At 66.4% G+C, this 6,198-nt stretch carries 6 protein-coding genes and 1 pseudogene; 4 read left to right on the top strand and 3 right to left on the bottom strand.

Annotated elements, in window-relative coordinates; translation table 11 throughout:
- Both AC1RNN_RS10730 and AC1RNN_RS10725 read left to right on the top strand, forming a co-directional pair.
- Nucleotides 1-168: pseudogene (locus tag AC1RNN_RS10730) on the top strand (tripartite tricarboxylate transporter permease); the annotation flags it as partial.
- 2 nt (nt 169-170) lie between these two features.
- Complete coding sequence (locus tag AC1RNN_RS10725) at nt 171-1,277, top strand: ABC transporter substrate-binding protein (protein ID WP_493088874.1); 1,107 nt, start codon at nt 171-173, stop codon at nt 1,275-1,277.
- A gap of 63 nt (nt 1,278-1,340) precedes the next feature.
- Here AC1RNN_RS10725 and AC1RNN_RS10720 read toward each other — a convergent pair whose 3' ends face one another.
- The gene (locus AC1RNN_RS10720; RefSeq protein ID WP_493088872.1) at nt 1,341-2,096 is read right to left on the bottom strand and encodes a hypothetical protein; all 756 of its coding nucleotides are present in this window, start codon (nt 2,094-2,096) and stop codon (nt 1,341-1,343) included.
- 134 nt (nt 2,097-2,230) lie between these two features.
- Between AC1RNN_RS10720 and AC1RNN_RS10715 the strand changes: the two genes are divergently transcribed.
- On the top strand, nt 2,231-2,653 hold the full coding sequence (locus tag AC1RNN_RS10715) for a hotdog fold thioesterase (RefSeq protein ID WP_493088871.1): 423 nt from the start codon (nt 2,231-2,233) through the stop codon (nt 2,651-2,653).
- A 51-nt stretch (nt 2,654-2,704) separates the two neighbouring features.
- Here the strand turns inward: AC1RNN_RS10715 and AC1RNN_RS10710 are convergent, their stop codons facing one another.
- Together AC1RNN_RS10710 and AC1RNN_RS10705 are read right to left on the bottom strand one after the other, a co-directional pair.
- On the bottom strand, nt 2,705-3,661 hold the full coding sequence (locus AC1RNN_RS10710; protein WP_493088869.1) for a sugar kinase: 957 nt from the start codon (nt 3,659-3,661) through the stop codon (nt 2,705-2,707).
- The gene (locus AC1RNN_RS10705) at nt 3,658-5,187 is read right to left on the bottom strand and encodes a UxaA family hydrolase (protein WP_493088868.1); all 1,530 of its coding nucleotides are present in this window, start codon (nt 5,185-5,187) and stop codon (nt 3,658-3,660) included. Before AC1RNN_RS10705 ends, AC1RNN_RS10710 begins: the two co-directional genes overlap by 4 nt.
- 144 nt (nt 5,188-5,331) lie before the next feature.
- Here AC1RNN_RS10705 and AC1RNN_RS10700 point away from each other — a divergent pair, with 144 nt between their 5' ends.
- The gene (locus AC1RNN_RS10700; protein ID WP_493088867.1) at nt 5,332-6,042 is read left to right on the top strand and encodes a FadR/GntR family transcriptional regulator; all 711 of its coding nucleotides are present in this window, start codon (nt 5,332-5,334) and stop codon (nt 6,040-6,042) included.
- The last annotated feature ends 156 nt before the right edge of the window (nt 6,043-6,198 follow it).

The following is a 6,198-nucleotide window of genomic DNA, read 5'->3' as shown; positions in this document are numbered from 1 at the left end:
ATGGAGGAGTATTTGCGTCGGGCGCTGCTGCTGTCCCGTGGGGACTGGAGTGTGTTCCTGACGCGGCCTCTGTCGGCCTCCCTGTTGGCGGCTGCCGTGCTGCTCCTGGTTGTGGTGCTTATGCCTTCCATCAAGGCCAAGCGCGAAGAGGCTTTCGTGGACGACTGAGCATGCGCTCCCTCCACCACTCCCTGCTCGGACTCTGCCTAGCCTGCATCAGCGGGCTGGCAGGGGCACAAATCAAGATCGGCCAGACTGTGGGCGTCACCGGTGCGGTGGCGGCCACGGTGAAAGAGGCCAGCCTGGGGGCCCAGCTTTACCTGGACGCCACCAACGCCAAGGGCGGCGTCCACGGCGAGAAGATCGAACTCATCACGCTGGATGACAAATTCGACACCGCGCTAGCCCTGGCCAATGCGCGCGAGCTGATCGAGCAGCGTGGTGTGCTGGCCCTGTTCATGACACGCGGCACGCCGCACACCGAAGGCATCATCCCCATGCTGGACCAGCATGGCGTGGCGCTGCTGGCGCCCTCCACCGGAGCCATGGTGCTGCACCAGCCGCTGAAGAAGCATGTCTTCAATGTGCGCGCAACCTACCAGCGTGAGGCCGAGCGCGCCATTGCCCACCTGACGGCCACGGGCGTGACCCGCATTGGCGTGGTGCATGTGGACGACAGCTTTGGCGCCGATGGCCTGGAGGGCACGCAGAAGGGCCTGGCTGCCGCCAAGCTCACGGCAGTCGCCGTCTCCAAGTTCGACCGCAGCAAACCCGACTTCTCGCAGATTGCCCCGGCCATGGCCAAACTCACGCCGCAGGCGGTGGTGGTCATCGGTTCGGGCACGGCCGTGGTGGATGGCATCAAGGCACTCAAGGCGGCTGGCAGCGGCGCGCAGTTTGTCACCCTGTCCAACAACGCCTCGGGCGGCTTTGTGAAGCTGCTGGGCGATGACGCGCGCGGCGTGATCGTCAGCCAGGTGCTGCCCCAGTCCATGAACTACGCCGTGGTGCAAGAAGCCACCCAGATGGCCCGGGCCCGTGACATTGCGGACGTGAGCCCGGCCATGTTGGAAGGCTTTGTGTCGGCCAAGGTGCTGGTGGAGGCCTTGCGCCGCGCCGGCCCCAAACCCACGCGCGAGAAGCTGGTGCAGGCGCTGGACGGCATGGGCCGCTACGACCTGGGCGGCCTCACGCTGGCCTTCAGCCCGACCGACCACACCGGCCTGGACTTTGCCGACCTGTCCATCATCTCCGCCACGGGCAAGTTCAGGCGTTAAATTGGCAGACAGCCCGCATGGAATTTGCGCGGGCAGCTAGCCTATTGATAGCAATTCCAGGTTTTAGCGCAGCCCGGCCTGGTCAAAGGCCGCCTTCAGACGGCGCAGCAAGGCCTGGTTGAGTTCTCGCGTGTGGCGGCTCCAGCGCTCCATGTCAGCCTGCAAGCCAGTCTGAAGGCCCAAGGCCGTGGCGTGGTCACCTTTCTGGGCGGCCCAGATGGCGTACTCGGCCCGGCTTTCGAAACTGCCAAAGCGCGCGGCCGCAGCAGCAAACTCGGCACCGGCTTCGTCCTGTCGGCCCGCGGCCGCCAGCGCCTGGGCCAGCAACAGCGCCACCTCTTCGGCACGGAACGCCCCATCGGTCTGCCGCACAAACTGCAGGTGCTGTACCGCCTCGGCCGCGCGCTGACAGGCCAGGTAGGCGCGCGCCGCGCCCAGGCGGATGTCCAGGTCCGAGGCAAACGGGCCCTTGAGGCAGGCTTCGTAGTTCAGGGCGGCTTCTTGCGCATCCCCGCCCGCCAGCAGGGCGGCGGCGAGGCGCATCTGGTTCTGCGCGGTGGGCGTGTAGTCGAAGGCGGCACGGGCTTCGCGCAGCTCGCGTGTGGGGTCCAGGGCCTTGGCCGCACTGGCCACCACCTTGCGCGCGCCGCGCTGCAGGCGCGAATCAGGCAGGTAAATGGCGAAGAAGTAGGCCACGCTGCCCAGCAAGGGAAACGAGAAGAGGATGATGAGCCAGTACATCTGCTGGCCGCTGCGCACCGCATGCACGGCAAAGAACAGCGCCACCAAAATGTGCAGACCGAGTCCGGCGAAAGGCATGGTTTTTCTCCCTGAAATAGGTCCGGGCATTGTAGGGACGGCCTGTGAAGCGCAGGTGAAGCGGCGCCCAGCGGACAGCCGGCCCGCCGCACGCTGCGTATAGTGCAAGCCACAGCCATTCAGAGAAGAAACCCATGCGCATCTGGCAAAAACCCGTCACCGTGGAAGCCCTGCAAGCCAGCGGCCACAACACCGCCATCGCCCACCTGGGCATCGAGTTTCTGGAGGTGGGCGACGACTACCTCACAGCCCGCGTACCGGTGGACCACCGCACCCACCAGCCCTACGGCCTGCTACACGGCGGCGTATCGGTAGTGCTGGCGGAGACCCTGGGCTCCTGCGGCGCCTTCTACGCCAGCCCCGAGGGCCACAGCGCCGTAGGCCTGGACATCAACGCCAACCACCTCAAAGGTGTGAAAACCGGCTGGGTCACCGGCGTGGCACGTCCGGTTCATATCGGGCGCACCACCCATGTGTGGCAGATCGACATGCGCAATGACGCGGGTGAGCTGAACTGTGTGTCGCGCATCACCATGGCCATTCTGGCACCGCGTTAAGAGCCAATTTGGCCTCTAGCCCTCGTCGATATTGCGCAAACAGCTAGCAAATCAATAGCGCCCTGGTGCCTGCAAAGCAGCTGCCAATTGCTCCGTGTTCGGCAGCCCCTCGCTGTCGCCCACAAACTGCACCACGCGCGCGCCAATCGCATTGCCGCGCAGCGCCGCATCGACCAGGCTCTGCCCGTCCAGCAGCGCGCTGAGCACGCCGACGGCAAAACCGTCGCCCGCGCCCACCGTATCCACCACGCGTGGCACCTCAAAGCCCAGCACCGTGGCGCGCCCTGCCGCACTGGCCACGTAGGCACCCTGCGGCCCAAGCTTGATGACCACCTGTTTCGCGCCCCGGTCCAGGTACCAGCTAGCAATGTCTTGCGCGGTAGTCTGCCCCGTAAGTAGCTGGCCTTCGGACAGGCCCGGCATCACCAAGTCCGCCTGCGCCGCCCAGGCATTGAGCCCGGCCACCATGGCGCTTTGCGAGGCCCACAGCCGGGGCCGCAGGTTCGGGTCAAACGACACGGCGGTGCCCGCCGCCCGCGCCTGCTGTACCAGGGCCTCCACCAACGCACGCACACTGTCCGACAACGCCACGCTGATGCCGGTGAGGTGCAGCCAGCGCACGCCCTGCAGGCCACCAGTCGGCGCATCCTCCGGCCCCAGGTGGCTCGCGGCCGAGCCCTGGCGGAAGTAGGCAATCTGCGGGTCGCGTCCATCGGGTTCGCAGGACTTGAGCATGGAGCCGGTGGGGTACTTCGGGTCCACCCGCACATGGCTGCGGTCTATGCCTTCGCGGTCCAGCATGGCCAGCAGGTAATCGCCAAATGGGTCGGCCCCCACTCGGCTGATGTAGCCCACGCGCCAACCCAGGCGGGCCAGGCCCGTGGCCACATTGAGTTCGGCGCCGGCACTGGTTCGGCTGAAGTGTTCCACCGCCGCCAGCGGCCCCGGCGTTTGCGCGACCAGCAAGGCCATGGCCTCGCCCACGGTCACCACATGGGGCGCGCTCACATCACGGCCCCGAGCTGCCAGGGCACAAACTCGTTGTCGCCCAAACCATTCTGTTCACTGCAGGTGGCCTGGCCGGAGGCCGTGGCCAACATCAGTTCAAACAGCTGCTGCCCGGCCTGCGCAATGGTCTGCGAGCCTTCCAGCACGGTGCCGGCGTCGAAGTCCATGTCCAGCCGCATGCGCTCGAACAGCGCGGTGTGGGTGGCCAGCTTGAGCGAGGGCGTGGGCTTGCAGCCGTAGGTGGAGCCGCGCCCGGTGGTGAAGCAGATGAGGTTGGCCCCGCCCGCTACCTGGCCCGTGGCCGAGACGGGGTCGTAGCCCGGCGTGTCCATGAACACCAGGCCCTGCGCGCGAACGGGCTGTGCGTATTCGTAGACCTCCATCAGCCCGGTGCTGCCGGCCTTGGCCACGGCACCCAGCGATTTTTCCAGAATGGTGGTGATGCCCCCGGCCTTGTTGCCCGGGGAGGGGTTGTTGTTCATGTCCGCACCATGGGTCCGGGTGTAGTCCTCCCACCACTGCAGCCGTGCGACCAGCCGGTCGGCCACCGCCTGCGAGGCCGCGCGCGCCAGCAGCAGGTGCTCGGCGCCATAAATCTCCGGGGTCTCGGACAGGATGGCCGTGCCCCCGTGGCGGACCAGCAGGTCCACCGCCGCCCCCAGCACCGGGTTGGCCGTAATGCCGGAGTAGCCGTCAGAGCCGCCGCACTGCAGGCCCACAGTCAGGTGCCGGGCGCTAACGGGCTCGCGCGTGGCGCGGTTGGCGATGGGCAGCATCTGCTCCAGCGCGGCGATGCCGGCCGCAATGGCCTCGCGCGTACCGCCTGCGTCCTGAATCTTCAGCGTGGCAAACAGGCCCGGTGCACGCTCGGGCAGGTCTTGCACCAGGCCGGCGACCTGGTTCACCTCGCAGCCCAAGCCCATGACCAGCACGCCGGCAAAGTTAGGTTGGTCTGCATAGCCGCGCAGCGTGCGGCGCAACACGTCCATGCTCTCGCCACTGCCGGCCATGCCGCAGCCCTGGCCGTGGGTGATGGCGACCACGCCATCCACATTCGGGAAGGCGCGCAACACCTCGGGCGTGAAGTGCTGGGCGATGCGCTGGCATACCGTGGCCGAGCAGTTCACGCTGGAGACGATGCCCAGGTAGTTGCGGGTGGCCACGCGCCCATCGGCCCGCACGATGCCCTGAAACATAGCGGACTCGCTGCTGGGCAACGTGGACGCATAGGCCCCACCGGCCGCATGCCCGGCCTGGGAAGGCACCATGGCCACGTTGTGCACGTGCACATGTTCGCCCACCGCAATGTCGCGCGTGGCAAGGCCAATAGTCTGGGCGTACTTGAGAACGCGCTCGCCGCTGGCAATCGGCACCAGGGCCAGTTTGTGGCCGGCTGCAATGTCATCGCGCACCACCACCGCGGCGCCCGCCACCTGGTGGCGCTGACCGGGCTCCAGCGGCTGGCGGGCCACCGCCACGTTGTCCTGGTCACTGAGCTGTATCAATACAGGGGCGGGGGATGTCATGGACTGTCTCCTGGACCTCGGAACGGGTCTGAAATTGAAAATTGGTAAGGCCAGTGTAGCAAAAGGCAAATTGGTCAGGCCTACTTGCCTCAAAACTGCGTTGCCATACGGCAGTCGCGTACACTGCGCCCACGCGGAGGACCCATGCTGGACCAACTCAAACAGGTCGACAACCGTCGGCTGTACCAACAAATTGCCGACCAGATACGCACCTTCATCGACAAGGGCAATTACACGGCCGGCATGCGCCTGCCGCCGGAACGCGACCTGGCCCAGCAGCTGGGCGTGTCCCGCCCCTCGGTGCGGGAAGCCCTGATTGCCCTGGAAATCGAAGGTTGCGTGGAGGTGCGCATGGGTGCCGGCGTGTATGTCTGCAACCAGGCACAACGCAAGCCCCAGGCCCTGGCCGCCATGGGCGACAGCCCGATTGAACTGATGCAGGCGCGCGCCGCCATCGAGGGCACCGTGGTCATGCTGGCCTGCGCCAAGGCCACCCCCGAAGCCCTGGCCGCGCTGCGCCAGATCTTGGACAACATGCTGGCGGCCATGGCGCAGAACCGCTCCCCGCTGGTGTTTGACCGCCAGTTCCACCAGACCATTGCCGCCATGACCGGCAACACCGTGCTGGAGCGGCTGGTGGGCGAGCTGTTCGACGAACGCCACAGCCCCATCTCGGCCCGGCTCAGCGCCCATTCGGAATCGGGTCAAACCTGGGCCACCGCATTGCAGGAGCACGAAGCCATCTTGCGCGCCCTGGAGAGCCGCGATGTCCTGGCGGCCCAGACCGCGCTGCGCATGCACCTGCAGGCCTCGGAACAACGCTGGGTGGAGAACAACCGGCGCGAGTGGTCCTAGCCGCCAAGCACCCCTTCTCCATTGGTCAGGCCTGTGTCTTCGCACAGGCCTTTTTTACGCCTGCCTGAGGCTGATTCACCTTTAAAACGAGGGTAAATACCGATACTCGCACCCTATTTGGTCAGGCCAAATACGCGCCATTGGGTCAAGTGGCCT

This window comes from Rhodoferax sp. GW822-FHT02D07, from assembly GCF_058802405.1.
The sequence above is the reverse complement of the archived record's forward strand: the minus strand, read 5'-3'. Positions and strand labels throughout refer to the sequence as shown.